The following is a 25,580-nucleotide window of genomic DNA, read 5'->3' as shown; positions in this document are numbered from 1 at the left end:
ATGAAGTTGAGCAAATTCCTTTTATTCCTGTTTTTTGTATTATCCGCCTCTGTAGCTGTAGCACAAAGCAGTGCAGAACTGAAAAGAAAAAAAGAAGCCTTACAGCGTGAAATCGACTTGTTGCAAAAGAATGCCAACAAAGCAGCCAACAGCAAGAAACTAACCTTGGGTGAGATCAAGGCGCTGAATGCGAAGATCGGACTGATGCAAAGCAAAATCTCAGTGATCAATTCGGAGATCAAAAACCTCGACAATCAGATCCATGAGAACACCAATACCGTACATAATTTAAAAGGCCAGTTGGGCCAGTTGAAAAAAGAGTACGCCAGCATGATCCGTTTTGCCCAGCGCAACAAGAATGCCTACGACAAGATGATGTTCATTTTTGCGGCTTCGGATTTTAATCAGGCTTATAAGCGGATCAAATACCTGCAGCAGTTCGGACAATACCGGAAGAAGCAGGCAGACTACATTCAGGGTAAGCAAAAAGACCTGAACTACAAGATCGTGGTACTGGACAAGAACCTGAAAGAGAAAAGCCATTTGTTACAGGAGCAGGAGCAGGAGAAGAATAAACTGGGTAAAAACAAATCTGAGCAATCTGCAGTGCTGAACAAATACAGCAAACAGGAAAAGCAATTGAAAAATGACATTGTTGCGAAGCGGAAACAATCTGCACAGCTGGACAGGAGTATCCGTTCGGCGATTGCCCGGGAGATAGAGATTGCGAAACGAAAGGCAGAAGAGGAAGAACGCCTTGCTGCTGCTAAAGCGAAGGCAGAAAACAAACCTGCACCTGCAACGACCTCCAAACCGAAAACCAGCGGAGGTTATCTGACAGCGACACCGGAATCGGCAAAGTTGTCTTCGCAGTTTGAAGGGAACAGGGGTTCATTGCCATGGCCGGTAACAATGGCAACGGTAACTCAGAAGTTTGGGCGGTACATGGTAGACCAGGCCTCTGGTATGAGTGATGGTATAGATATAGAAACGCAGGAGGATGCCGGTGTGCGGGCCGTATTTAACGGGAAAGTGAGTAAGGTAGGAGAGTCGTATGGGAAATATTATGTGCTGATCATGCACGGTGGATATTTTACAGTGTACAGTAACCTCAAATCGGCAAGTGTGTCATCTGGTGAAACGGTGACCACCAGGCAGAACATCGGAGTGGTAGGCACAGATGATGGCCGGCCACAATTGAAATTCCAGATCTGGCGCGGATCTACACCTCAGAATCCGGAAGCCTGGCTGGGTGCTAAGTAAAAAGGCAAACAAAATAGTTATATTTGTATATAAATAAACAAAAACACGCAAGAAGATGTATACAGGGACGTTAGCGGATTTTTTAGGGATGGGTGGTCCGGAGATCATGCTCATTATGGTGGTCATACTTTTGTTGTTTGGAGGTAAAAAATTGCCTGAACTTGCCCGCGGACTGGGAAAAGGAATCAGGGATTTTAAGGATGCCTCTGAAGGCGTAAAAAGAGAGATCCACCGCAACATTAATTCCGTAGGTATTGTTGATGATGTGAATGATATGGTGAATGACATCAATGACAACAGTCGTCACCATCCTTCAGAATCTCAATTGGAAGAGCAGATGTATCCTCAGCCGGAAGCTCCGGTAGTGGCCAATACAGAGCCAATCAGCTTTGTGAAAAAAACGGACGAGCAGGCAGCAGCAGCGACAGATCAACTGATCGCAGAGCATAAAGAAGAGACAGCACACAGCAGAATAGAAACAGATAAAACACAACTTTAAGTAAAAGATCATGTTAAATACAACATTAGGTGCCTTGCTAGGCGGACCAGAGATTGCCATCATATTAGTTATTGTACTATTGCTTTTTGGTGGTAAGAAAATTCCTGAATTGATGAGAGGTCTGGGTAAAGGCGTAAAGGAATTTAAAGATGGAAAAGATGGCGTTGACGGCGATCCTGTAGATCAGAACCGTACTAATACGACGAACAAACCTTTATAGGTTTAGTACCATTTTATAAATCTTTTAACGTATTCTTGAATTTTGAAGAAGTATAGCTCCTTAACAGAGATACAAAGCCTTATTGGTCAGAAAAAAATCAGTGTACCCGGTTTACTGGAATATTATTTTGAGCAGATAGAAATTCATAAACACCTCAATGCATTCAATGAGGTGTTTTTTTATTCTGCTGCTGAACAGGCTAAACTTGTACAACAGAAAATAGAGAATGGCAGTGCCGGAAAGCTTGCGGGAATGGTCATTGGTATTAAGGACAATATTTCCTACAAGGACCATGAGGTAACTGCCTCTTCAAAAATGCTGGAGGGATTTATTTCCCCTTATTCAGCTACCGTTGTTGAGCGTTTGCTTGCAGAAGATGCAGTAATCATTGGCCGTCTGAACTGCGATGAATTTGCTATGGGCGGCTCTAACGAAACCTCTTACTACGGGGTGGTGAAGAATGCTGCTGACGATACGCGTGTGGCCGGTGGTTCATCCGGCGGTTCCGCGGTTGCGGTACAAGCCGATCTTTGCCTTTCTGCCCTGGGTACCGATACGGGCGGCTCTGTGAGACAGCCCGCAGCTTTTTGCGGAGCGATCGGGCTTAAACCGACTTACGGAAGAATTTCCAGGTATGGAGTTATTGCTTATGCATCCTCTTTTGATCAGGTAGGTACCATTACTTCTTCTGTGGGCGATGCCGCGTTGTTGCTGGAAGTGTTGGCTGGTGCAGATGAATACGATAGTACTGTCAGCAGGTTGCCGGTTCCCCATTACACTGCAGGGTTGGCTAACCCGGCAAAAAAGAAAATTGCTGTTTTAAGAGAAACATTAGAAAGCGAAGCCCTTGATCCCGAAATCCGGGAATCTATATTAAATGCTATCGACAAATTTAAACGTCATGGACATACGGTAGAATATGTGTCGTTTGACCTGCTGGACTACCTGGTTCCGGCCTATTACGTACTAACTACAGCAGAGGCTTCTTCCAATCTTTCCCGCTATGATGGTGTGCACTACGGTTACAGAAACCTGGAAGCTGCCAATCTGAATGATTTATATAAGCATTCGCGTTCAGAAGGATTTGGAGAAGAAGTGAAGAAGCGTATCCTGTTGGGGACCTTTGTACTCAGCGCTGGTTATTACGATGCTTATTACCAGAAGGCGCAGCAGGTAAGGCGTTTGATCCGGGAAAAAATGGAAGAGTTGCTGAAGAATTTTGATGTGGTGCTGAGTCCGGTAGCGCCTACACCGGCTTTTAAGATCGGTGAAAATATGGAAGATCCATTGGTGATGTACATGGCAGATATCTTCACTGTTTTGGCCTCACTCACTGGTATTCCGGCAGTTGCGGTGCCTTTGGGCAATAATTCAGATGGATTGCCGTTAAGTATGCAATTAATGGCCAGGCACTTCGCTGAAGAAACGCTGCTGGCTTTGTCACATGATTTTTTAAATGAGCGGTAGAAGCCGCTTTTATCCAAAAAATGCCTATGAACAAAAAAGTACTATTCGTATCGTATTGCATCCTGGCTTTTCTCGGCTTATCTGTATCTGCCCAACAGCAGGCCATTCCACTGAATGATACTACAGCGGTGCCGCTGGTATCAGAGAGCCCCTTATTTACCAATTACAATTACATCTATAAAAACAGGCTCGACTCCATCGAAAAAGTAGTGCCGATGCCTTACAATGAGTATGTACAAAAGTACATCGAAGTCTACAGCGGGAGGAAGGATATGATGGGCCGCATGCTTGGCCTGTCTGATTATTATTTTCCCATTTTTGAGAAAGCATTGAAGAGTCTCAATATTCCTGATGAGATCAAATACCTGCCAATTATCGAGTCCTCTATGAATCCTTACGCGGTGTCCAGGGTAGGTGCTACAGGACTGTGGCAGTTTATGTTTGGTACAGCCAAAGGATATGGACTGAACATGGACAACTTCGTGGATGAACGTAAGGATCCGATCCAGGCCAGTTATGCTGCGGCTGCATATTTCAGAGATGCCTACGAAGAACTGGGTGACTGGCTACTGGCCATTGCTGCTTACAACTGCGGCATGGGAGCCGTAAAAAGAGCGGTAGAAAAATCTAATTCCAATGATTTTTGGGAAGTTCGAAGGTTTTTGCCTCTGGAAACCCGGAATTATGTTCCTGCATTTATTGCTGCGGTGTATGTGATGAAGTGCTCAGATAAGCACGACATTAAATCGCAACGGGCTTCATATGCCCGGATCACTGATACCATACAGGTGAATAAGTTCATTTCTATTCCAACGCTTGCACAGGTCTTGAATATGAACGAAGAAGAATTGTGCAGTCTGAATCCTAGTTATAAGAAAAAGATTGTAAATGGCACAGAATTGTCGCCGAAGCGTGTGGTCCTGCCAAAGGTTAGTCTTGCGGACTTTACGAAGGTTTATGAATTGCTAAACAATGACATGGACACGGATATGAACATCGTATTGGCTGCCAACGAGGGGAAACTTGTGCTGAAGAAGAAAAAAGCAGTACAGGACCAGCCTGCCTATTTTTATCATAAAGTATCACCCGGCCAGAACCTCGGGCTCATTGCCGACAAATATCATGTCGAAGTACAGGACCTGAAGGTTTGGAATAAACTGAACGGGACGACGATTGTTCCGGGTCAGAAATTAAAAGTTTACCACAGTCAGGCAGAAAAAAATGGCCTCAGGGCTGCAAAAAGCTAAATTTTCCCATTCATTTTTAGCTGTTCACTTTGTTCATTTTCCCGATTTTCAAGAGTTTATTACTTGGTTTGAATGCCTTTTTTTATTTTAAGGCTCAATAAAAGAATTGTAACTTTGGCCCTTTACAATTGATCGTTATGAGTAAATTAAACAGGAAGCAAGATGCTTTAGATTACCATTCGCAGGGGCGCCCGGGTAAAATTCAGGTGATTCCAACGAAGCCGACCAACTCGCAGAGAGATCTGGCACTTGCTTACTCCCCAGGCGTGGCTGAGCCATGCTTAAAAATAGCAGAAAACACAGAAGACGTTTATAAATATACGGCCAAGGGCAATCTGGTGGCAGTCATCAGTAATGGAACCGCGGTTTTAGGATTGGGTGACATTGGTCCGGAAGCAGGTAAACCAGTGATGGAAGGTAAAGGTTTGCTTTTCAAGATTTTTGCTGATATTGATGTGTTTGATTTAGAGCTGGACACCAAAAATGTTGATGATTTCGTGAAGATCGTAAAGGCGCTGGAACCAACTTTCGGTGGTGTAAACCTGGAGGATATAAAGGCACCTGAATGTTTCGAGATCGAGCGCCGGCTAAAAGAAGAGATGAACATTCCGGTGATGCACGATGACCAGCACGGTACGGCCATCATCTCTGCAGCGGCCTTGCTAAATGCCTGTGAACTACAGAAAAAGAAAATTGACAAGGTTAAAATCGTGGTAAACGGTGCAGGGGCAGCAGCCATTTCCTGTTCACGTTTGTACGTATCCCTCGGAGCTAAGAAAGAAAATATTGTGATGTGCGACCGTTCGGGCGTAATCAGGGACAACCGGGAGAATCTGGATGCGATCAAAGCAGAATTTGCCACTTCCAGGAACCTGAGTACCCTGGCAGAAGCGATGAAAGATTCAGATGTATTTATCGGACTTTCTTCTGCCGACTGTGTGACGGAAGACATGCTGAAATCGATGGCGAAAAACCCGATTGTATTTGCGATGGCGAATCCGAATCCAGAGATCGCCTATGAACTGGCAGTCAGTTCACGTAAGGACATCATCATGGCTACAGGCCGTTCGGATTATCCGAACCAGGTGAACAATGTGTTGGGTTTCCCTTATATTTTCCGTGGTGCACTGGATGTAAGGTCAACAAGCATCAATGAAGAAATGAAGATTGCAGCAGTGAAAGCAATTGCTGAACTGGCCAAGAAATCTGTTCCTGAGGCTGTAAACATGGCCTATAATGAAAAGAACATCAAATTCGGTAAAACCTATATCATTCCGAAACCGATGGACATGCGTTTGATGACCAATGTGTCGATGGCGGTGGCCAAAGCGGCCATTGAATCTGGTGTAGCACGTAAGGTCATTACCGATTGGGATGCATATGCAGAAGAATTGAAAGGCCGGCTTGGAGGTGATGACGCGATTATGCGTGCCATTACCAATAAGGCGAAATCTGATCCTAAGCGTGTGGTCTTTGCTGAAGCAGACAATTACAAAATTCTGAAAGCGGCGCAGATCGTGAAGGATGAAAATATTGCCATTCCGATCTTATTGGGAAACCGGGAGATCATCAACCGCATTATTGAAGAGAATGCATTGGATCTGGAAGGTGTAGAGATCATGGATCCTTTTGAAGAGCGGGAACGTATGAATAAATATGCAACTTCATTATTCAACAAGCGTCAGAGAAAAGGGGTAACGATGATCGAGGCGACAAAATTGCTTCGTGACCGCAACTATTTCGGTTCTTCGATGGTCGAATTTGGAGAGGCGGACGCCATGATCTCCGGTCTGACTAAGAACTATGCATCTACGATAAAACCAGCATTGCAGGTAATCGGAACCGAGCCTGGTGTGAATCGTGTGGCGGGTATGTATATGATGATGACCAAGAAAGGGCCTGTGTTCTTTGGAGATACGACAGTGACCGTAGATCCTACAGTAGAAGAATTGGTAGACCTGACCCTGTTGCTGGAGCGTGCAGTAAGCAAGTTTAATATCCATCCGAGAATTGCCCTGCTTTCTTATTCCAATTTTGGATCGAATGAAGGCATTGTTCCGGAGAAAGTACGCAAGGCGGTGAAAATATTGCATGAAAAACATCCGGATATCGTGGTAGACGGAGAGATGCAGGGTAATTTTGCCATCAACAATGCCTTGTTGCGAGACAATTTTCCTTTCAGTACATTGGTAGATGCCCCGGCAAACACACTGGTATTTCCAAATCTTGAATCTGGCAATATTGCCTACAAGTTATTGCAGGAGCTTGGAGAAGCGGAAGCTGTAGGTCCAATCCTTTTGGGCTTGAAAAAGCCGGTACACATTGTACAGTTGGGCAGTTCAGTGAGGGAGATTGTGAATATGGTGACGATTGCCGTTTTAGACGTGCAGGGTAAAGAGGAAGATGCCAATCCTAAACGCGGCAGTATTTTGAAAAGAATTGCTAAAAAATAGAAGATGTTTGCATATATCGATGGTAGGTTAACTTTTAAATGTCCGGCTTATATAGTAGTAGAGGCCGGCGGCGTTGGCTATCACATCAATATATCGCTGAATACTTATAGTAGCCTGGCAGATGCCGAACGCTGTAAAGTGTATACATGGCTTCATGTAAAAGAAGACGCGCATACACTTTACGGCTTTGCCGATGAAGGAGAGCGCAGGTTGTTCCTGCACCTCATTTCGGTGTCGGGCATAGGACCCAATACTGGAAGGATGATGCTGTCTTCAATCACGCCAATGGAAATCCAGAACGCAATTGTGAGTGGCGACCTCAACCTGATCCAGCGCATCAAAGGAATAGGGGCAAAATCAGCCCAGCGCCTGGTGCTGGAGCTGCAGGATAAACTTAAAAAAGAAGGTACAGGATCATTGATTGCTGCACCATTGAACAATACAGTGAGAGAAGAAGCTTTGTCGGCCCTGACCATGCTGGGTTTTGCCAAAGCTGCTTCTGAAAAAGCAATAGACAATGCGGTGAAGAATGGTGGACAGGATTTGTCTGTGGAACAAATGATCAAATTAGCCTTGAAGAACCTATAACCAAACCTTACTCTTGAAAAACCAGTTAGCGCTAATTCTCTTATTCTTCCTGTCTTTGGGTGTACAACCAGCTTTTTCGCAGGTGAGACCCGAAAGGAAATCGGTTGATACGGCCAGGAACAATTTTGGCATCAAAGAAAAACAACGGCTGGGCATCCGCTCGCTGAATAATCCTTTTTATCCCTTGCCCGACAATGTGAGGCGCGAGGTCACTTATGACGCACTGAACAAACGCTATGTCATCAGGCAGATGATCGGTGACCGGGTATTTGGGCAGCCACAGTACCTGAGTGTGGAAGAGTACCAGCGCCTGTTGAGTACAGAGATCAAACGCGACAACTGGCGGATACTTTCCAATGAAGAGATTGAAGATGTGCGCAGGACGGGGATCATTCCCAGTCTGACGGTAAACAGTAAGGCATTTGAAAAGATCTTTGGTGGCACGACCATAGATATACAACCACGTGGGGAAGCTGAGCTGACATTCCTGGGCAGAATCAATAAGAACGAAAACCCATTGTTCAATGAACGTCAGCGGGTACAGGGGAATTTCGATTTCAATCAGCGGATCCAGATGGATGTGATCGGTAATATCGGTACCAAGCTGAAGATCAACATGAATTACAATACGGAAGCCCAGTTCGATTTTGAAAATCAGATCAAACTGGATTATACCGGAGGTGAAGATGACATCATCAAGAAAATAGAAGCCGGTAATGTGAGTTTGCCCTTGAATACTACTTTGATCAACGGTACACAGGCGCTTTTCGGGATCAAGACCCAGTTGCAATTCGGGAAGCTGAATGTAAATACGGTATTTACTCAACAAAAATCGCAGTCCAGGGAAATCCAGATCAGCAATGGTGCGCAGCAGAATGAATTCAGGATCAGTGGCGATAATTACGAAGCCAACAAACACTATTTCCTGGCTCAGTATTTCCGCGAGAACTACAATAAAAACCTGATGAATCCGCCTACGATCACCACGGGCATCATCATTACGAAAATCGAAGTCTGGATCACGAATAAGGCCGCCAATACCCAGGATTCCAGGGATGTACTGGCCCTGATCGATCTGGGGGAAAACAGCCCCTTCAACACCGTACAGGTAACCGGTGGCGCAGGTTATTCGGCATTGCCTTCCGGATTTTCCAATCCACAGTTTCCCCGGCAGTCCAACAACCTTTTGGAGCAATTGCCGGCCGGAGCCAGGGAAACCAATTCCAATGCGGCCATCAGTTTCTTTCAGGCCAACAAAGGCACAGACAATTTCGCGAAGCTGACCTATGCGCGGAAACTGGCAGACAAAGAATTTACCTTCCATCCCAAACTTGGATACCTTTCACTGAACAATGCGCTGAATACAGATGAGGTGCTGGCAGTAGCTTACCGGTATACCTATAACGGACAGGAATATCAGGTAGGGGAATTTTCTACTGATGTGCCTTTTGACCAGGGTACCCCAAAAGTGTTGTTTGCCAAGTTGTTGAAAAACGAAACGACAAAGACGAATCTGCCGACCTGGGACCTGATGATGAAAAATATCTACTCCATCGGAGGTTATCAGATCAGTCCGCAGAACTTTAAGCTGGACATCTTTAGGATAGATGAAAAGACCGGGATCGAAAGGCCTGTAATCACAGAAGGAGAAAAGCTGGATGCTTTCAATAAACCTTTGAAAGACAAGCTCTGGATCCAGGTAGTTGGGCTTGATCGCCTGAATCAGCAGGATGAGCAGAAACCGGATGGGATCTTTGATTTTGAAACCGAAAATAATCCCTTTAATTCTAATGGGATCGGAGGAAACAATACTTCCAACCAGTTCAATAACGGGGGAAACAGTACGCTGAATTCAAGTTCAGCGAATGCGGTGGTGCTGACCAATACCCGCAATGGCTATATTACGATAGACCCCTTGAACGGGCGGATCATTTTTCCATTGGTAGAACCTTTTGGTAAAGACCTGGCCGATCAGTTTTTGCCATCCGAACAAGCTTTTATAGACAAATATACTTATACGGCATTGTACGATTCCACGAAGGTGATCGCACAGCAGTTGTTTACCAAGCAAAACCGTTACATCATCAAAGGTAATTACCAGTCCGAAATTGCCTCTGAATTTAGCCTGAACTCTATCAATGTACCTGAAGGATCTGTCAAGGTTTTTGCTGGTACCATTCCTTTGCAGGAGGGGGTGGACTTTACGGTCGATTACCAGGGCGGAAGGGTAAAGATTTTAAATACCGGGATTCTGATCTCTGGTCAGCCAATCCGGATCTCTACAGAAAACAATGAGCTGTTTGGCTTGCAGCAGCGCTCTTTGTTTGGAACACGTTTGGATTATAAGGTAAACAATAAACTGAACCTGGGCGGTACCTTCATGAACCTGAGTGAGAAACCGCTGACACCGAAAGTGAATATCGGTGAAGAGCCGATCTCCAATACGATATGGGGTGTCGATCTGAATTACAGTTCGCCTTCCCGCTTCCTCACGAAGCTGGTAGACAAGTTGCCATTGATCTCTACTAAGGCACCATCGACCATTACCTTTTCCGGGGAATTTGCCCAATTGCTGCCTGGTCATCCGAAAGCCCTGAACTTTGCCGGTAAGACTGGAGGAGTAAGTTACCTGGACGATTTCGAAGCTTCCAGATCGGTTATTGACCTGAAAAGCGCTATCGCCTGGCAGTTGTCGGGAACCCCACAATTGTTCCCGGAATCCCAAAACATCAACGACCTCAGTTATGGCTATAACCGTGCGAGGATTGCCTTCTATAATATTGACCCTACTTTCTACAATAGGAATAACAGCAATATCCCTGCGAGTTTAAGGAACAACAGGAATGAGTTGTCCAACCACTATGTGCGGGAGATTATAGAACAGGAAGTTTTCCCTTTTAAAGAGATCAGTACAGGCCAGGCCATTACGCTGCCGACCCTGGATGTTGCATTTTATCCGACGGTAAGGGGACCCTATAATTTTACCCCAACAGGTTTTAGTTCCAATGGACTGCTGAACAATCCGAGATCCCGCTGGGGAGGTTTGTTTAGGAGGATAGAAGCCAATGATTTTGAGGCCCTGAACATTGAGTTTATTGAATTGTGGGTGATGGATCCGAACATCTACAAACCCAATTCAGCAGGTGGTGATCTGTATTTCAACCTGGGTAATATTTCGGAAGACATTTTAAAGGATGGTAGAAAATCATTGGAAAATGGACTGCCTGCAGACGGGGACCCTACGAAATATGAGGAAACCAATTGGGGCCGTGTCCCTAAATTGCAGCCCGTGATCCAGGCTTTTGACAATGATCCGAATGCCAGAAGAATACAGGACGTAGGATTGGATGGGTTATCGAATGCTGATGAGCGTACTAAATTTGCTACTGCGATAGCACAGATCAAGGCGCAGTTGAATCCCGATGCGGCAGCAGAGCTAGATAATGACCCTTCTTCAGATGACTATTCCTATTACCGGAGCAGAGACCTTGACCAGCAGAATGCAGGAATTTTAAAACGCTATCAGCGTTATAATGGTCCTGAGGGCAATTCGAAAACCCCTCAGCAGAGCCAGGAAGATTTTGGCGTGGAAAATTCGGCCTCTACGTCATTGCCGGACGGTGAAGACATCAACAGGGACAATAACATGACCCAGTCTGACGAGTACTTTCAGTACAAAGTATCGATGCGTCCCGGCGATCTGATGGTAGGCCAGAACTTTGTGACCGATAAAATTACTTCGCAGGTAAAGCTGGCCAATGGGCAGACACAGCCGGTGACCTGGTACCAGATCAGGATCCCCCTGGCCCAGTATCAGCAGAAGGTAGGTAATATCCAGGATTTTAAATCTATCCGTTTTGTGCGGATGTTTATGACCAATTTTGCCGATACCACTGTACTGAGGTTTGGAAAGATTCAGTTGGTGCGAGGTGAGTGGAGGCAATACAATGCCAATAATGATGCCACACAGGTGATCGCTGATCCCGCACTTTTGCCAGCCAATCCGGACAACTCCACCATAGAAGTTGCCACCGTAAATATTGAAGAAAATGGCAAGCGTACACCTATACCTTACGTGGTTCCTCCAGGTATTGAAAGAGAAAGAGATTTTAGCAACTACAGGGGAGATACCCGTCAAAATGAGCAGTCGCTGGCGGTGAGCATCCGCAACCTGAGAGATGGTTATGGAAGGGCTGCATTTAAAACTGCATTGAACGATTTCCGTTCTTACAAACGTTTGGAGATGTACATCCATGCGGAAGCACTGGGTAATACCGTTTTGAATGACAACGACTTAAGTGCATTTCTGCGCATTGGTGTAGACAACCAGGACAACTATTATGAATATTCGCAGCCACTGAAAGTGACCAATCCCGGAACCAGTGACCCTTATGCAATCTGGCCAGATCAAAATAAATTGGACATTGAACTGGAGTTGCTGCAAAATGCAAAACTGGCCAGGAACAAAGCCTTATTAAACGGTCAGCCCTGGCCAATAAACATTCCATTTGAGTACGTCGAAAACGGTAAATCCATCATTGTGAAAGGGCAGCCCGATATGAGTAAAGTGAGGGTGTACATGCTGGGTGTAAAAAACCCGCTCAGAAATGGAGCCAACCCATTGGGAGATGATGGGCTGGATAAAAATGCGCAGGTCTGGTTCAATGAACTGCGCCTGACCGAGTTTGACGAAAGGGGAGGTTGGGCCGCCACAGCACGGATGAATGCACAACTGGCCGATTTTGCAGATGTGAATGTATCAGGTAGCAAATCGACCATAGGCTTCGGCTCACTTGAAAAACGGGTCAGTGAAAGAAACCGGGCCGACAATGTATTCTTTGACATTTCCTCCAGTATGGAACTGGGTAAATTCCTGCCGAAAAAATCAGGCCTCAGGATCCCGATGTTTGTGAGTTATTCGACCCAGATCAGTACCCCACAATATGACCCGAGGACACCAGATATCGAACTGAAGAAAGCTTTGGATGTAGCCACTAAAGCGGAGCGTAAAGAAATACTGGACTATGCGCAAGACTATACAAAAAGGAACAGCATCAGTTTTACCAATGTGCGCAAGGAGCGTACAGATCCAGATAAGAAGCCGCAGCTATGGGATGTAGAAAACCTGAATGCGAGCTATGCTTATACCAAATTTGCGCATAGAGATTTCATCAATCAGAACAATATACAACAGACCTACAGAGCTTCGCTGGCTTATAACTATGCCGGACAATCGAAGAGCATCCAGCCCTTGGAGAAGCTGATCAAATCGAATAAGCTCGCTTTGTTGAAAGATATCAATTTTAGCCTGTTGCCAAATTCCATCAATTTCAGGATCGACCTGGACCGTTATTATTCAGAGAACAGTCTGCGCAACAATGATCCGAATAATGCCATTCCAATCAATACCACATTCAATAAGAACTTCCTGGTAACCAGGGTGTACGGCATTTCCTGGAACTTCACCCGTTCGCTGACCCTCGACTTTGATGCAACCAATTATTCCATTATTGATGAACCAGAGGGAAGGATAGAAGGGATGAAGAGAGATACGCTGTGGCAGAACCTGAAGCGCCTCGGCAGAACTACAGACTATAGCCATAATATGAATGTGACCTATAACCTGCCTTTGAATAAAATCCCTGGAATGGACTGGGTAAATGTGACAACACGTTACGGAACAAGTTTCAACTGGCAGACGGAGCCACTATCTACCCTAAGAAATCCGTTGATCAATCTGGGGAACACGATTCAGAACTCCAGGGTCATACAGCTCAACCCTAATCTGAACCTGGCCAGCCTGTACAACAAGTTTGGCTTTGTGAGGAAAGCCGGAATGGCCACGGCTTCTCCAGACCAGCAAAGCGGTTCCGGATTTTTGGTCGGACTACTGACCAGTGTAAAAAACGTGGTTGGTGCCTTTACACAGACCAAGGGGATTTTCATGCCTGGCTACCTGCCTAAAACCAATTACTTTGGTATAGATAACGTGACCGGAGCACCCGGACTGGGCTTTGTTTTTGGAAGTCAGCGCGATATCCGTAGCATGGCGGTGAACAACGGCTGGATCACTATAGATACGCTGCAGAGCCAGCTCTACATCAATACCCTTCGGGAAGATCTGAGTTTTACCAGTTTAATAGAACCCATAAGAGACCTCAGTATTACTTTGTCGGCCAATAAAAACAGGACGCTCAACTATTCTACCAATTTCAGGTATGATGAAAGCAGCAGGGGATTTGAAAACCTGAGTCCATATACCACTGGTGATTATAGCGTGTCCTTCATTACCTTGAAGACTGCATTTTCGGACCAGTCGGGCAGTACACTCTCTGGTCGCTTCAATAAATTTATGGAGAACAGGCAGGTGATCTCCCAGCGTTTGGGTGCGGCCAATCCGAATTCATCGGGTACATCTGGCGGTTTTGCAAATGGCTACGATAAGAGTTCACAAGACGTGGTGGTGGCATCCTTTATAGCTGCCTATACGGGTAAAGATGCCGGTTCTTCGAACCTGAATTCCATGCCCAGAATTCCACTGCCCAATTGGAGGTTGAATTATAGGGGACTGACCAGGATTGGATTTTTAGCGGAACGCTTTACCTCAATTGACATCAGGCATTCCTATAGATCGGTATACAGTATCAATGGTTTCAATTCTTTGATCAGGTATCAGGAGAGCAATGGACATGTGAGCAGCAGAGATGTAAATGGTAACTTCCTGCCGGAATATCAGTATTCTCAGGTGACCATTGCAGAACAGTTTTCTCCGCTGATCGGGATAGACACCAGGTTCAAGAACAACCTGACTGCAAATTTTGAGCTGGGCAGATCAAGATTGCTTGGGCTGAGTCTGTCGAACAGTCAGCTGGCCCAATTGTCGGAAAACAATATGGTCTTTGGTTTGGGCTACCGCACCAATAAATTCAGGTTCCCCTTTGGTCTGTTTAAAGGCTTAAAAACGGACAACAATATGGATTTTAAGCTGGATGTAGCCCTACGTGACAATAAGACGGTGATCTACCGGGCTGATGTAACAGAAGCTGAGGTATCATCCGGAGCAAAGAACATTACGCTGCGGCCAAGTGTGGATTATATCCTGAACCAGCGGTTCAACATCAGGCTGTTTTACGATTCCAATGTGACTAAACCTTATACTTCGCAAACTTTTAATACATCCTTCAGCAATTTCGGATTTAGTTTGAGGATTACACTGAATTAGGATTGTTATAAAGGCCCAGATTAATTACCTTTGAACGTGCAGGTCAGTAGTGTGGCCTTAAGAAATAACTAACGACAAATAAACTTAGAAAAATGAATTTTCCATCAGAATTAAAGTACACTAAAGACCACGAATGGGTTAAAGTTGAAGGCAATGAGGCTTATGTTGGTATTACCGATTTTGCTCAGCGTGAGTTAGGAGATATCGTGTATATCGACATCAATACGGTGGGTGATGAAGTAGGTAAGGATGATGTTTTCGGTACAGTTGAGGCTGTGAAAACTGTTTCAGATCTTTTTATGCCGGTAACTGCAACTGTTTTGGAAACGAATGCTGCGCTGAATGACAACCCTGAGTTGGTAAACTCTGATCCTTATGGACAGGGCTGGATGGTGAAAGTGAGCTTGTCGGATGTTGCTGATGTAGACAGTTTATTGGATGCAGATGCGTACAAAGCACTGGTTGGCGCTTAATTGATGAATAAATTTCAAGTATTAAAATATCAGGGATGGGCCATTGTATGGACCATCTTTATTTTGATCCTTTGCAATATGAAAATGCCTGATAGTAATGGATCAGGCATTTTTTTTGAAGGATTTGATAAGATGGTGCACCTGGGCTTTTTCTTTGTACTCACCATATTTCTGTTTTACGGTAAGATCAGGCATCAGCACAATTACAGTTTCCGTTCGCTGACTATATTTAAGATCATCCTCGCTACAGCATCTTTGGGTGCCGTCATTGAATTTTTACAGTGGAAATTTTTCACTTACAGGTCTGCGGAATGGTGGGATTTTGGTTGCGACATGATCGGTGTATTTATGGGGGTTTTTAGTTACATTCTCTTACATAAAAGCAATTATAATGAAAAGAAGAACTAGTGTATTGGTTTTGTTGTTTCTAGTGGCCATGAGTAGCGGTTGTGCTATATTTAATGGAGGATGCAAATGTCCGCCGGTCAGTTACCGCGCCTATCCGCAACGCTGATATTTTTGTTACGGTGGCATGACGGTTATACCGCCTTTTCTATCCATCAGATGGGTTTCCGTGCGCGCTATATCCTGTGCTATTATTTGGAACTGTTATAAATTAAGGCTAAATTGCGTGCGGTCGGAAATGGGGATAAAATCAATTCCGAATCATAAAATATAATTGAATACGAGATGAAACTTTCACAACTCAATCCTGGAGAACGCGGCACTATAGTATCTTTTACAGACCTGGATATGTCGGTAAAATTAATGGAAATGGGTTGCCTGCCGGGAGAGGTTGTAGAAGTGGAACGTTTTGCCCCTTTGGGTTGCCCCATTGCAATCCGTGTGGCTGGTTATCAGCTCTGCTTGAGGAAGAACGAAGCGTCTATCATCATAATACAGCAATAGTTTGGCAAGTGATTTAAAAATAGCACTGGTTGGAAATCCCAATACCGGTAAATCTACGCTGTTTAATCTGCTCACCGGGTTAAATCAGAAAATTGGAAATTTCCCGGGAATTACCGTGGATAAAAAGGTTGGCTATAGCAAGTTGCCCGATGGCAGGACAGCCGAAATAGTAGATTTGCCGGGTACATATAGTCTTTATCCAAAAAGTAAGGATGAGCGCATCGTTTTCCAGGTACTGGCACATGCAGAGAATCCCAGTTTTCCAGATGTCATAGTCCTGGTTGCAGATGCGACCAACCTGCGGAGGAACCTGCTTTTATATTCGCAGGTAGCTGATCTCGGGATTCCGATGCTGCTGGCACTGAACATGACCGATATGGCCAGTAAAGAGGGCATAGCCATTGACGTAACGGAGCTGTCGCGACGGATCGGGATACAGGTAGTGCCTATTGCTGCCAGAAGCAATAAGGGCCTGAATGAGCTGAAACAAGCCATTGCCAATACGACAGCGATTCCTACTCAGGCCAAAGAAGTGGATGTGCAAGTTCTGGCACCGGAAGCCATTGCAGAAGCGATGAAACTGATCGGGACCGACAACGACTACTATGCACTGCAGGTTTTACACCAGCATGAGCATATAGATTTCCTTTCAGCGGCACAACGTAGCGGACTCGAGCAAATCAGGCAAAATCATCATTTTGATACATCGAGGATACAAACCGCGGAAACGATAGCACGTTACCGCTATTTGGGTACAGTGCTCAGTGGCATTGTAGAAGATACCGGCGCTGTGCGCAAATTTGTAGTCAGCGACAGGCTGGACAGGGTTCTTACCAATAAATTCTGGGGTTTCCTGATTTTCATTGCCATCCTGTTCTTTGTCTTCAATTCCATTTTCTCCTGGGCTTCTTATCCCATGGATCTGATCGAGACTTCGTTTGCCTGGCTCACAGCGTTTGGCCATGAGCAACTGCCTCCGGGGGTATTGACCGATCTGTTACTGGACGGGGTAATTGCAGGATTGGGGGGCGTTGTGATCTTTATACCCCAGATAGCCATACTTTTTGCTTTTATCTCCATTTTGGAAGATACAGGCTATATGGCAAGGGTTACTTTTATGATGGATAAGATCATGCACAAATTTGGACTCAGTGGTAAGTCGGTAGTCCCGATGATCGGGAGTCTGGCCTGCGCGGTTCCCTCCATCATGAGTGCAAGGAATATAGAGAGTTGGAAGGACCGTATCATTACCATTATGGTGGTCCCTTTGGTCAGTTGTTCTGCACGTCTTCCGGTATATACGTTATTGATCTCACTGGTAGTGCCCGATCAGAAGGTATGGGGCTTTATCAATATGCAGGGACTCGCTTTAATGTCCATGTATATCATTGGCATTCTGGCGGCCATCCTGGTGGCAGTAGTGATGAAGTTCATCATTAAGGCCAAGGAGCGTTCGTATTTCATCATGGAGCTGCCGGTATACCGCATGCCGAGGTGGAGCAATGTCTTGTTTACCATGTATGAGAAATCAAAGACCTTTGTACTCGAAGCAGGGAAGGTCATCATTGCAATTTCTATCATACTTTGGGTGATGGCGAGTTACGGTCCCGGCGATAGATTTGAGCAGATCGAACAGAAATATGCAAAGATTGAAGCGCAGCAGGACAGTGTACAGATCTCCACATTGGAAAGAGATAAATCCGCAGAAAAGCTGGAAAACTCCTATGCCGGAGTATTGGGACATTTTATAGAGCCTGCCATCAGGCCACTCGGTTATGATTGGAAGATCGGGATCGCACTGATTACTTCCTTTGCCGCAAGGGAGGCTTTTGTAGGTACAATGGCTACGATCTATAGTGTAGAGGGCGGTGATGAAGAAGTGGGTACAATACGCGATAAAATGCGTGTGGCCAAAGATGCACAGACGGGATTGCCGATTTTTACCTTTGCTACCGGACTCTCACTGATGTTGTTCTATGCCTTTGCGATGCAATGTATGAGTACCGTTGCTGTAGTATACCGTGAAACGAAATCCTGGAAATGGCCGGTGATTCAGCTGGTGTATATGACCGTGATGGCCTATGTAGCGGCATTGATTGCGTATCAGCTCCTGAAGTAAATTGTTTACCTTTGTAAGGTGGAAAAAAAGCAGATCTTAGCACAGTACATGCCTGAGGCAGCAGCGCCGATCATTGCGCGCTGGATTGATTATTTCCAATGTGAATTTAAGATCTCCCGCAACAGGGCTACCAAATTAGGCGATTACCGGCATCCTTTTAAAGGTGCTGGGCACAAAATTTCTGTGAACAATAACCTCAATACCTATGCTTTTCTGGTCACTACCGTACATGAATTTGCACATTTGCTGACCTGGAATGACCATAAGAATAAAGTGAAGCCGCATGGCGAGGAATGGAAGCGGAACTTCAAGAGAATGATGGTTCCCTTTATTGATCAGCAGATCTTTCCGGAGGATGTCCAGCAGGCCATTGTCAGCTATCTCCATAATCCATCGGCCGCCAGCTGTACAGATTTGAAGCTCTCAAGGGCACTAAAGAAATATGATGTGAAGCATGATGCCATATCCCGTTTGGAGGAATTGCCTCTGGATACCGTTTTCCAGATCAAGGATGGAAGGCGTTTTAAAAAAGGAGAAAGGTTGAGGAAACGCTACCGCTGCCTTTGCCTGGACAATGGGAATATCTATCTTTTTAACCCCTTGGCAGAAGTCATGCTTGCAGCAACGGGTACTTAGTAAGCGAGTAGCTTGCTGATGCTTTCTGCGAGGCGGCTCTTGGCCAGGAAATCATCCTCCAGTATTTTGTTCATGGGAATTGCCGTGTCCAGACTGGCACAGCGCATTACGGGAGCGTCAAGGTGCTGAAAGCAATGTTCCCCGATCCAGGCAGCTATTTCTGCACCAAATCCACAAGTGAGCGTATCCTCGTGTAAAATCAGCACCCTACCGGTTTTTTTAACAGCCGCTGCGACACATTCCTGGTCCCATGGCTGCAGACTTCGCAGGTCAACCAGAGTGACGGAGCGTTCAGGATTGTCGGCCAGATAGGACAATGCCCAGTGAACACCCAGACCGTAAGTGATGATGCTGAGTTCAGTTCCTTCTTTCAGCAGCCTGGCTTTGCCGATTTCTATAATATAAAGACCCTCTGGTACAGCTCCATTGTTACTTCTATATAAGTATTTGTGTTCAAAATACATCACCGGATTTGGGTCATGGATGGCAGCCAGCAAAAGCCCTTTTGCATCCTCTGGAAAGGCAGGGTAAACTACTTTCAAACCAGGTGTTTTGGTGAACCAGGCCTCATTGCTTTGAGAATGGAAAGGACCGGCCCCCGTTCCCGCGCCTGTAGGCATACGGATGACCACATCTGCTTTTTCTCCCCAGCGGTAATGGGTTTTGGCGAGGTTGTTTACAATCTGGTTGAAACCACAGCTTACGAAATCGGCAAACTGCATTTCTACCACTGCTTTAAATCCATTGATGGAAAGGCCCAGTGCAGCACCAACGATAGCAGATTCACAGATTGGTGTATTTCGCACCCTCGCTTTTCCGAATTCCTTTACAAAGCCCTCAGTGATTTTAAAGGCGCCTCCATATTCCGCAATGTCCTGTCCCATGATCACCAGGTTTTCATGCTGCTGCATGGCTAGCCTGAGGCCGTCAGTAATGGCATCTAAATAGCGCATTTCCGTTATGGCTTTTGAGGGGGGCATTGCAGGCAAATCGTAAGGATGATACATGTCAGCGAGTTCGGTTGCTGCATTGGGTAGGGGTTCTTCCTGCTGGAAAGCACTTTCTATTTCCTGTTCGATCTGTATTTTAAACTGAGCTTTGATTTCAGCGATGAGTTGTTCGTCAAGTACTTGTTGCTCGATGAGGTAGTTCTCGTAATTCCTTAACGGGTCTTTAGCTGCCCATTGAGCCATTAATTCCTGGGGAACGTACTTAGTCCCGGAAGCTTCTTCATGTCCGCGCATGCGGAACGTAAGGCATTCTACCAGGACAGGCTTGGGGTCATTGCGCATTTGTCGCGCCAGCCGCTCAATCAGATCATACACTTCTAAGATATTGTTGCCATCCACCTGGTGTCCTTCAATGCCGTAACCTATAGCTTTATCAACCAGATTTTTGCATTTGAATTGCTCATTTGTGGGGGTAGAGAGCCCATAGCCGTTGTTTTCTATCAGGAAAATGACGGGAAGGTTCCACACTGCGGCGACGTTGACGGCTTCATGAAAATCGCCTTCACTGGTTGCACCTTCACCGCTGAAAACCATGGTTGCCTTTTTTCGGCCCGCGATGAGGTCTGCGAGGGCGATGCCATCAGCCAATGCCATCTGCGGTCCCAAATGAGAAATCATCCCAATGACCTTGTGTTCCTGGGTTCCGAAATGGAAGGAGCGGTCGCGCCCCTTAGTAAAGCCCTGAAGTTTCCCCTGCCATTGGGCCATCAATTTTTCCAGGGGAATGTTTCGGCTGGTAAAAACTCCGAGGTTGCGGTGCATGGGTAGGATATATTCATCACTTTCCATTGCGGCAGTACTACCGACTGCGATGGCTTCCTGACCGATGCCCGAGAACCATTTTCCTATGCGTCCCTGCCGGAGCAAAATGAGCATTTTTTCTTCGATCATGCGTGGATAAAGCAATTGCTGATACAGTTGAAGCAGAGTAGCGTTGCTTTTGTCCTTTTTATCGAAGATCATAATGCACTGTTAAGCGTTTTTTTCTTTTTGATGGTCTTCCCAGAGTTTAGAGAAAGATTTTGGAGCGATGACCGGCATATTGCGGTATTTGCCCCAGATTTTTCTAAATAAGGTTTTGAGGAAGAAGTTTTTGATCTTTCCACCCAGCATATCCATTCGCGATCTTTTGAGCATACCTGTTTTCCAGATCTTCCAGCCAAGCTCTTCGGTTTTGGTATTTTCATGCTGAGTTGCAGCATCGCGCCTGTTTAACAAGAGCATTTTGTGGATGTCTATTTTGGCCGGGCATACTTCGGAGCATTTCCCACAGAGGCTGGAGGCATAACTGAGGTGTTTGAAGTCCTTCATCCCCTTCAAATGAGGGGTGATGATGGAGCCGATAGGACCACTATAAGTCGTATCGTAAGTATGTCCGCCTATATTTTTGTAAACTGGGCAGGCATTTAAGCAAGCGCCGCAGCGGATACAATAGAGGCCCTGTCGCTGGTCCTTTTGAGCGAGTAAGTTGGTTCTGCCATTGTCCAGCAATATCACATACATCTCTTCGGGGCCGTCTGTTTCATCTCCCCTTCTCGGTCCGCTCAGTATGGTGTTGTAAACCGTCAGGTTTTGTCCGGTGCCGTGGCTGGCCAAGAGTGGCCAGAACAAGTCGAGATCAGCCATGGATGGAATGATTTTCTCAATCCCCACAATGGCGATGTGAATTTTAGGAAAGGTAGTGCAGAGCCTTGCATTGCCCTCATTTTCTGTCAGTGCAATACTGCCGGTATCGGCAATCAGGAAATTTCCGCCACTGATGCCAATATCTGCTTTTAAGTACTTCTCCCTCAGGAGTTCACGTGCCTTTTGTGTAAGTTGTTCAGGTGTATAATCTATAGGAGTGCCGAATTTCTCATGAAAGAGTTTGGCAATCTCTTCCTTGCTCAGGTGCATGGCAGGGGTAACAATGTGGTAGGGGTGCTGACCTAACAGTTGGACGATATATTCTCCAAGATCGCTTTCCAGAGACTCAATATCATGTTTTCCAAGGAATTCATTGAGGTGAATTTCCTCAGTGGTCATGGATTTTGACTTAATAACTGTTTTGCCCCCTGCCTTATTGATGATGTTAAGGATTTCTTTTTGTGCTTCATTGACATCATTTGCCCAAATGACTTTACCGCCACGGCGCTGGAAATTGGATTCAAATTCCGGTAGGTACTTATCCAGGTTTTCCATTACACGCCATTTGATCACATGGGCCTTCTTTTTGGAATTTTCCAGGTTTTCGAATTTCGAAAGCCCCCGCTCTACAGCAACATTATATTTTCCAATGTTGTGGTTTATAGTTTTGCGATGTCCTAAATCGAAAGCTTTCTCATCCGCCTTTATCAAAAAATCTTCAGCAATCTTAGTCATGCTCAAACTTAGAGAAAACTAAGGAAGTATTCAACAGAAATAAAAACATTACAAAGCACTGGTCATAAAAAAGCCTGTCTTTTTAGAACAGGCTAATCGATGTTTTCAGGTTATTGTTTAGGTGTACCGTCGTCATTTTTATCTACACGTGGGCGCTTCAGTCCATTCGCCAGTTCCCATGCGGTAAAGTAGACTAATTTTGCGCGTTTAGCCAGCATGGGGAAATCGATTTTACTGATTTCATCACTCGGTTGGTGATAATCATCATGTACGCCGTTAAAATAGAAAATTACCGGAATACCGTGTTTTGCAAAATTATAGTGGTCTGAGCGGTAGTAGAAACGATTGGGATCTGTACGGTTGTTGTAGCGCTCATCGAGGTTAATGTTCACATAGTCCTTATTGGCTTTCTTACCAACCCGATCCAAATCTGAGCTCAACATGTCCGAACCAATGATATATACAAAATTGTTATCGCTGGCGTGGTCTTTATCGCCACGTCCGATCATATCAATGTTTAAATTGGTAATTGTATTTGCCAGGGGGAATATAGGATGCTCAGAATACCATTCTGAACCCAGTAGCCCTTTTTCTTCGCCAGTAACGGTCATGAACAGGATGCTCCTTTTTGGGCCTTTACCTGCTTTTTTCGCTTTTGCAAAAGCTTCAGCAATCATCAGTACGCCAGTGGTACCAGAACCGTCGTCATCTGCTCCGTTATTGATTTTATCTTCACCTTTAGCTTCCGGAGTAATACCGATGTGGTCGTAGTGACCGGTAATCACCAATACCTCTTGCTTAAGTTTAGGGTCAGAGCCTTCCAGGTAGCCAAGTACATTCTCTGCCCTCACTTTTTTCTCAACCTTGTTGGCAGACAGAGAGACTGTGATATTCAAGAGTTGACTTGCGGGTTTTTTGCTATCTGTGATTTTCTTTTTCACTGCATCTATGCTTGTGGAACCTGCCGCAAGGATTTTATTAGCTACAGCAGTGCTGATGTTTACTACAGGTAATCCTTGTGGGATGTTCATCCGCTGTATGTTTTCTGCTGTTTTCATGACCATTTGTTCAGAAAGGAGGTAACTCTTCAGGTTCTCCGGCATATTGTCTATTACCGGGTCCACCACGAGTACAGCAGCAGCTTTTTGTTCAGTAAGGTATTTGATTTTGGCATTCAAAGCTGAATTGGCATTTCTGGGATTGCTGCCTCCTGCATTGGATCCATCAGGTTCACCCGACTTGAAGATCATGACCACCTTGCCTGTTATCGTCTGCCCCTCAAAATCATTGTATCCTTCTCGGTTCAGCCCATAGCCAGCAAACAGCACCGGATTGGCATTAAATGTAAAACCCTTTGCAGACACCAATTGGGGAGAGATGTAAAAATCTTTGATGGCTTCAACAGGTTGTCCCTCTATGGTCAGTATTTGGGAAAGGCTATAAGTCACCATATCAATAGGCTGGAAGTACTCCCCACTAACAGGTCCCTTAAGGCCCAGACTTTTAAAATAGTTTTTGATATAATCGGCTGCCATCCAGCCGCCCTTTTTCCCAGTCTCCCTGCCTTCATAAGCATCCGATGCAAGCACAGACAAATGTTTGTATGCATTGTCTTTAGTAATGGTCTGACTAAATTTGATGGCGTCTTTGTTTTGGGCAACTGCGCTGCAGCCCATCATCAATAGGGCAAGACTAGTGTGTAAAAGGTTTTTTTTCATGAGGTCTATTGGTTTAACATGATATTTTTCCGACCCTTCCAGCGTGGCGCCCACCTTCAAATTCGGTATTGATGAAAGTAGTAACCATCTGTTTGGCCAGATCTTCTGAAACAAATCTTGCAGGTATGCAGATTACATTGGCATTATTGTGCTGCCTGCAAAGTGCAGCCAGTTCATCCAGCCAACAGATCGCAGCACGTATCCCCTGGTGTTTATTGGCCGTAATGGCCACGCCGTTCGCACTTCCGCAGACGAGAACGCCAAATGTATAAGCACCTTGCTCTACAGCCTCTGCTACAGGATGTGCAAAATCAGGGTAATCTACCGAATCAGCAGAATAAGTCCCGAAGTCTTTGACTTCATAACCCGTTAAATGTGATTTTAGCAATTCTTTGTAGTCAAATCCGGCATGATCTGCACCGATTGCAATTTTTATTGTTTGGTCTGTCGACATTTTCAAAAATATATAGAATAATAACCAGTTAACGTAAAGATTTTGTTAGCTATTTACCTTGCTAACACCATATAGTTCTTTATTTCTCTTCTTTTCAATATTTGCTGAGATGAAAATACTGCCTTCATAGAGTAAAAAGAGCGGCAAGGCTACCACCAGCATGGTGATAATGTCTGGAGTAGGCGTCACTACCGCTGCAATGATGAGGATGATCACCACTGCGTACCTTCTGCTACTTCGCATGAATGCAGGTGTCATCACGCCAATTTTAGACAAGATATAGATCACCACGGGAAGTTGGAAGATGATTCCTGATCCGATGGTCAATGTCGCTACTGAAGATAGGTAAGAAGATATGGTAAATGTATTTTCGATATCCGGACTTACTGTGAAGTTGGTTAAGAAGTTAACTGAAAGCGGGCAAATGATGAAATAACCAAACATGAGTCCTATAAAGAACAGTACAGAGGCAAAGAAAACGAAACCGCTTGCCGATTTACGTTCCTTATCGTGTAATGCAGGCTTAATAAATAGCCAAATTTCGAATAATAGATAAGGGATTCCAAGAATAATGCCCATCATCACACAGGAGTTGATCTGCAGCGTAAATTGCCCGGCCATTTCTGTATTGATGATCTTGGCATCTATATGGGTGATACAAAAATCTGAACTGATGAGGTTGGGAAATGCTGCAGTTAATTTACACATCATCCTGTAAGTCCAGAAGTCCGGATTTTTAGGCCCCATAATGATTTCACTGAAAATGAAATCGGAGAACCAAAAGGCCCCGATGGTTAACAGGACAACTACCGCCAGCCCCCTCAATAAGTGTTTTCTTAATACATCAATGTGGTCGAAGAACGACATTTCGGCTTCCAGTGTCTTTCCCTTTTCTTTTATGGCACCTATCAGGTCTCTTTTCTTTTTATCGCTCATGTATG

At 45.1% G+C, this 25,580-nt stretch carries 18 protein-coding genes; 13 read left to right on the top strand and 5 right to left on the bottom strand.

The annotated features are described in order from the left end of the window. From WAE59_RS18805 to WAE59_RS18745, 13 genes are all read left to right on the top strand, one after another. A complete protein-coding gene (locus WAE59_RS18805) occupies positions 1-1,263 on the top strand; it encodes a murein hydrolase activator EnvC family protein (protein WP_337857520.1) in 1,263 nt (420 codons plus the stop codon). 55 nt (positions 1,264-1,318) lie between these two features. Next, positions 1,319-1,762 carry a Sec-independent protein translocase subunit TatA/TatB gene (locus tag WAE59_RS18800; protein ID WP_337857519.1) on the top strand — a complete coding sequence of 148 codons (444 nt, stop codon included), beginning with the start codon at positions 1,319-1,321 and terminating at the stop codon, positions 1,760-1,762. Positions 1,763-1,772: 10 nt separating this feature from the next. Continuing rightward, positions 1,773-1,982, top strand: coding sequence for a Sec-independent protein translocase subunit TatA/TatB (locus WAE59_RS18795; protein WP_337857518.1), 210 nt, complete (start codon positions 1,773-1,775; stop codon positions 1,980-1,982). Positions 1,983-2,024: 42 nt separating this feature from the next. Next, complete coding sequence (gene gatA / locus WAE59_RS18790) at positions 2,025-3,449, top strand: Asp-tRNA(Asn)/Glu-tRNA(Gln) amidotransferase subunit GatA (RefSeq protein ID WP_337857517.1); 1,425 nt, start codon at positions 2,025-2,027, stop codon at positions 3,447-3,449. Positions 3,450-3,475: 26 nt separating this feature from the next. After that, positions 3,476-4,696, top strand: coding sequence for a lytic transglycosylase domain-containing protein (locus WAE59_RS18785; RefSeq protein WP_337857516.1), 1,221 nt, complete (start codon positions 3,476-3,478; stop codon positions 4,694-4,696). Between the two features lie 137 nt (positions 4,697-4,833). After that, a complete protein-coding gene (locus tag WAE59_RS18780; RefSeq protein WP_337857515.1) occupies positions 4,834-7,149 on the top strand; it encodes an NADP-dependent malic enzyme in 2,316 nt (771 codons plus the stop codon). A gap of 3 nt (positions 7,150-7,152) precedes the next feature. After that, entirely contained in the window at positions 7,153-7,737 is a 585-nt protein-coding gene (gene ruvA, locus WAE59_RS18775) for a Holliday junction branch migration protein RuvA (RefSeq protein ID WP_337857514.1), read from the top strand. 13 nt (positions 7,738-7,750) lie between these two features. Beyond that, the gene (sov, locus tag WAE59_RS18770) at positions 7,751-14,959 is read left to right on the top strand and encodes a T9SS outer membrane translocon Sov/SprA (protein ID WP_337857513.1); all 7,209 of its coding nucleotides are present in this window, start codon (positions 7,751-7,753) and stop codon (positions 14,957-14,959) included. Between the two features lie 92 nt (positions 14,960-15,051). Continuing rightward, a complete protein-coding gene (gene gcvH, locus WAE59_RS18765; RefSeq protein ID WP_337857512.1) occupies positions 15,052-15,432 on the top strand; it encodes a glycine cleavage system protein GcvH in 381 nt (126 codons plus the stop codon). A 3-nt stretch (positions 15,433-15,435) separates the two neighbouring features. Then, on the top strand, positions 15,436-15,840 hold the full coding sequence (locus tag WAE59_RS18760; protein WP_337857511.1) for a VanZ family protein: 405 nt from the start codon (positions 15,436-15,438) through the stop codon (positions 15,838-15,840). Between the two features lie 282 nt (positions 15,841-16,122). After that, on the top strand, positions 16,123-16,341 hold the full coding sequence (locus WAE59_RS18755; protein WP_008240420.1) for a FeoA family protein: 219 nt from the start codon (positions 16,123-16,125) through the stop codon (positions 16,339-16,341). 1 nt (position 16,342) lies between these two features. Further along, entirely contained in the window at positions 16,343-18,460 is a 2,118-nt protein-coding gene (gene feoB, locus WAE59_RS18750) for a ferrous iron transport protein B (RefSeq protein WP_337857510.1), read from the top strand. A gap of 18 nt (positions 18,461-18,478) precedes the next feature. After that, complete coding sequence (locus tag WAE59_RS18745; RefSeq protein ID WP_337857509.1) at positions 18,479-19,096, top strand: SprT-like domain-containing protein; 618 nt, start codon at positions 18,479-18,481, stop codon at positions 19,094-19,096. Here WAE59_RS18745 and WAE59_RS18740 read toward each other — a convergent pair. The 5 genes from WAE59_RS18740 to tatC all read right to left on the bottom strand — a co-directional run bounded on the left by WAE59_RS18740 (position 19,093) and on the right by tatC (position 25,575). Then, positions 19,093-21,069, bottom strand: coding sequence for an alpha-ketoacid dehydrogenase subunit alpha/beta (locus WAE59_RS18740; RefSeq protein WP_337857508.1), 1,977 nt, complete (start codon positions 21,067-21,069; stop codon positions 19,093-19,095). The two genes, WAE59_RS18745 and WAE59_RS18740, sit on opposite strands and share 4 nt — an antisense overlap. A gap of 9 nt (positions 21,070-21,078) precedes the next feature. Further along, positions 21,079-22,467 (bottom strand): LutB/LldF family L-lactate oxidation iron-sulfur protein, encoded by a 1,389-nt coding sequence (locus WAE59_RS18735; RefSeq protein WP_337857507.1) that lies wholly within the window; start codon positions 22,465-22,467, stop codon positions 21,079-21,081. 110 nt (positions 22,468-22,577) lie between these two features. Beyond that, the gene (locus tag WAE59_RS18730) at positions 22,578-24,185 is read right to left on the bottom strand and encodes a M28 family peptidase (RefSeq protein ID WP_337857506.1); all 1,608 of its coding nucleotides are present in this window, start codon (positions 24,183-24,185) and stop codon (positions 22,578-22,580) included. 13 nt (positions 24,186-24,198) lie between these two features. After that, positions 24,199-24,639, bottom strand: a complete 441-nt coding sequence (gene rpiB / locus WAE59_RS18725; protein WP_337857505.1) for a ribose 5-phosphate isomerase B — start codon at positions 24,637-24,639, stop codon at positions 24,199-24,201. 45 nt (positions 24,640-24,684) lie between these two features. Next, positions 24,685-25,575, bottom strand: coding sequence for a twin-arginine translocase subunit TatC (tatC, locus tag WAE59_RS18720; RefSeq protein ID WP_337857504.1), 891 nt, complete (start codon positions 25,573-25,575; stop codon positions 24,685-24,687). Between the last annotated feature and the right edge of the window lie 5 nt (positions 25,576-25,580).

Origin of the sequence: Pedobacter sp. GR22-6 (assembly GCF_037402555.1) — a bacterium.
In the GTDB taxonomy this organism is placed as follows: domain Bacteria; phylum Bacteroidota; class Bacteroidia; order Sphingobacteriales; family Sphingobacteriaceae; genus Pedobacter.
This window is presented reverse-complemented; position numbering and strand designations above follow the sequence as displayed.

What these genes read in the sequence shown, in the direction of transcription:
- ruvA (WP_337857514.1), top strand. Translation starts at nt 7,153, where the DNA reads ATGTTTGCATATATCGATGGTAGGTTAACTTTTAAATGTCCGGCTTAT.
- WAE59_RS18735 (WP_337857507.1), bottom strand. Translation starts at nt 22,467, where the DNA reads ATGACTAAGATTGCTGAAGATTTTTTGATAAAGGCGGATGAGAAAGCT.
- WAE59_RS18780 (WP_337857515.1), top strand. Translation starts at nt 4,834, where the DNA reads ATGAGTAAATTAAACAGGAAGCAAGATGCTTTAGATTACCATTCGCAG.
- tatC (WP_337857504.1), bottom strand. Translation starts at nt 25,575, where the DNA reads ATGAGCGATAAAAAGAAAAGAGACCTGATAGGTGCCATAAAAGAAAAG.
- WAE59_RS18805 (WP_337857520.1), top strand. Translation starts at nt 1, where the DNA reads ATGAAGTTGAGCAAATTCCTTTTATTCCTGTTTTTTGTATTATCCGCC.
- WAE59_RS18740 (WP_337857508.1), bottom strand. Translation starts at nt 21,069, where the DNA reads ATGATCTTCGATAAAAAGGACAAAAGCAACGCTACTCTGCTTCAACTG.
- WAE59_RS18785 (WP_337857516.1), top strand. Translation starts at nt 3,476, where the DNA reads ATGAACAAAAAAGTACTATTCGTATCGTATTGCATCCTGGCTTTTCTC.
- WAE59_RS18795 (WP_337857518.1), top strand. Translation starts at nt 1,773, where the DNA reads ATGTTAAATACAACATTAGGTGCCTTGCTAGGCGGACCAGAGATTGCC.
- WAE59_RS18730 (WP_337857506.1), bottom strand. Translation starts at nt 24,185, where the DNA reads ATGAAAAAAAACCTTTTACACACTAGTCTTGCCCTATTGATGATGGGC.
- WAE59_RS18755 (WP_008240420.1), top strand. Translation starts at nt 16,123, where the DNA reads ATGAAACTTTCACAACTCAATCCTGGAGAACGCGGCACTATAGTATCT.
- rpiB (WP_337857505.1), bottom strand. Translation starts at nt 24,639, where the DNA reads ATGTCGACAGACCAAACAATAAAAATTGCAATCGGTGCAGATCATGCC.
- WAE59_RS18800 (WP_337857519.1), top strand. Translation starts at nt 1,319, where the DNA reads ATGTATACAGGGACGTTAGCGGATTTTTTAGGGATGGGTGGTCCGGAG.
- WAE59_RS18760 (WP_337857511.1), top strand. Translation starts at nt 15,436, where the DNA reads ATGAATAAATTTCAAGTATTAAAATATCAGGGATGGGCCATTGTATGG.
- gcvH (WP_337857512.1), top strand. Translation starts at nt 15,052, where the DNA reads ATGAATTTTCCATCAGAATTAAAGTACACTAAAGACCACGAATGGGTT.